Origin of the sequence: Lyngbya sp. CCY1209, assembly GCF_035615495.1 — a bacterium.
GTDB lineage: Bacteria > Cyanobacteriota > Cyanobacteriia > Cyanobacteriales > Microcoleaceae > Limnospira.
This window is the reverse complement of the sequence record NZ_JAJENU010000614.1, coordinates 1-2,230: the sequence shown is the minus strand read 5'-3', so window position 1 is coordinate 2,230 and position 2,230 is coordinate 1. Positions and strand designations below refer to the sequence as shown.

The window sequence follows — 2,230 nt, the reverse complement described above, 5'->3', positions numbered from 1 at the left end:
GCTTGGGAATCAATTCCCGAGGGCGCAAGCCTTGCGCCCCTACCAGCTCAAATCATCTAAAGATGATTGGGGAGGTTGTACGAATCTGATGTAAGATGCCCCCTCTGCCCCCTCTGCCTCCTCCGCCTCCCTGCCCCCATGCCTCCCCTGCTGGGGAATTGCCAAAAAAAAATCCACCGACGCGGTGGCGGTGGATAGTCCAGATATGATGGTGTGAGGAGCGAGCAACTAAACTTGCTTACTGTTTTTAGAATACTCGCCCCTTGTTACAGACTTGTGTCAGCCTCATGAAGATTTTGTGACACGGGTGAAAGCTAGGCGTTTTGCCACATGACGCGAATTTGACCGGGCAGGGTTTGACCGATTTCTCGAATGCTGGCGGCGGAGAGGGCTTTTTTCAGGGTCGAGAAGACGACGCCGACCACCGTGATGCCGTCCATGTTTTTGGGCATCGTGCCTTCCTGTTCCACCCGGAAGATAAAGGTATCGTCTTCGATGACAAAGGGGGAACGCATCCGGCTCAGGAGGCGCACCAGGGGATTGGTGTCTTTCCAGAGGGCGATGATTTCCGGGCGTTCCGCGTCGGAGAGGTAGGTGGAGTTGGCCAGGTCGGTGGCGATGCGATCGCTTGCTTCTTTGGTCATCAGGTCCCGCATGGTGCGGAAGACGACCTCCGAGAGGTCCCGGGCATCATAAATATCGTCGAGTCCGGTTTTGATTTGGATCTGCTCTAAAAAGGATGCGGTTGTAGCAACTGTCATATAAAGTTTATCTCTCGTTTGCTTTTCTATCTGTAACGTAGTGTAACGCATTGTTAAGATTTGTTGCAAGTCCCTTGCGGAATTTTGTAAAAATTGCTAGAAATTCTCGCCCCCCGAAGTTCCGGAAAATCGAGGCGTGGGGGATAATGGGGGATGTCAGTTCGGTAGGATAGGTAGTGCCGTGGCACAAACATTTCAGGCTAAAATCTACGTCACCCTTCGTCCCTCGGTGTTGGACCCGGCGGGAACGGCGGTTCGGTCGGGCGTCCGGCAGATGGGATATGAAAATGTGGAACAGATCCGGATCGGCAAGTATATTGAAGCGACGCTGACGGCGGAGAATGAGGAGGAGGCGAAGCGAGAGTTGGACGAAATTTGCGATCGCATCCTCGCCAACCCGGTGATCGAAACCTACCGGTTCGACTTGACTCCGGTATCGGAAACTGCAACGACTGCGGCGAGTTAAGGCCCCCAAACCCCCAATTCTGGGGGCTTACCAGGCCCCCAAACCCCCAATTCTGGGGGCTTTGAGAAATGGCCCCCAAACCCCCAATTCTGGGGGCTTCCCAGGCCCCCAAACCCCCAATTCTGGGGGCTTACCAGGCCCCCAAACCCCCAATTCTGGGGGCTTCCCAGGCCCCCAAACCCCCAATTCTGGGGGCTTCAAATGGATTAAATTTTCACGAATTATTTCACACTGCGATATGAAATTTGGCGTTCTCGTTTTTCCCGGTTCCAACTGCGATCGCGATGTGGCTTGGGTGACGCAGGGATTGTTGAACCAACCCACCCGCATGGTGTGGCATCAAGATACGGATCTTTCGGATATCGATGTGGTGGTGATTCCGGGGGGGTTTAGCTACGGCGACTATCTCCGCTGTGGTGCGATCGCCCGGTTTTCCCCCATTATGAGGGCGACGGTGGAGCACGTCAACGCCGGAAAGTTGGCGATCGGGATTTGCAACGGTTTCCAGGTGTTGACGGAAGCCGGACTGCTGCCGGGGGCCTTGGTGCGAAATCGGGATTTGCATTTTATTTGCGATCGCGTTCCGCTGACGGTGACGAACACTAACACTCCCTGGACGCAAAATTACTCCCCCAACGAAACAATTACTCTTCCCATCGCCCACGGGGAAGGTTGTTATTACGCCGACGCGGATACGCTGGCGGAATTGGAGGATAACAATCAGGTGGTTTTCCGCTATGCGGGAGATAATCCCAACGGTTCCCTCAACAATATCGCCGGAATTTGTAACCGCCAGGGGACGGTTTTGGGGATGATGCCGCACCCGGAACGGGCGTCCGATCCGATGCTGGGAAATACTGACGGGATCAGATTGTTTGAGGGGTTGTTGAAGGAGTTGGCGGCTGTTTAATTATATGGTTTCTTCATCCCCACCTATAGCAATCGGAAACCATTTGTAAAATTGTCTGGCCCCCAAACCCCCAATACTGGGGGCTTTGAGTCG

The 2,230-nt window shown here is 54.1% G+C and carries 3 protein-coding genes; 2 read left to right on the top strand and 1 reads right to left on the bottom strand.

Features of this window, described 5'->3' with window-relative positions; translation table 11 throughout:
- Positions 1–314: 314 nt before the first annotated feature.
- Entirely contained in the window at positions 315–761 is a 447-nt protein-coding gene (locus tag LKE08_RS23200) for a DUF2267 domain-containing protein (protein ID WP_324706644.1), read from the bottom strand.
- A gap of 169 nt (positions 762–930) precedes the next feature.
- Here LKE08_RS23200 and purS point away from each other — a divergent pair, with 169 nt between their 5' ends.
- Together purS and purQ are read left to right on the top strand one after the other, a co-directional pair.
- Positions 931–1,227, top strand: coding sequence for a phosphoribosylformylglycinamidine synthase subunit PurS (gene purS / locus LKE08_RS23195; RefSeq protein ID WP_324706645.1), 297 nt, complete (start codon positions 931–933; stop codon positions 1,225–1,227).
- A 238-nt stretch (positions 1,228–1,465) separates the two neighbouring features.
- Positions 1,466–2,137 (top strand): phosphoribosylformylglycinamidine synthase subunit PurQ, encoded by a 672-nt coding sequence (gene purQ / locus LKE08_RS23190; protein WP_324706643.1) that lies wholly within the window; start codon positions 1,466–1,468, stop codon positions 2,135–2,137.
- The last annotated feature ends 93 nt before the right edge of the window (positions 2,138–2,230 follow it).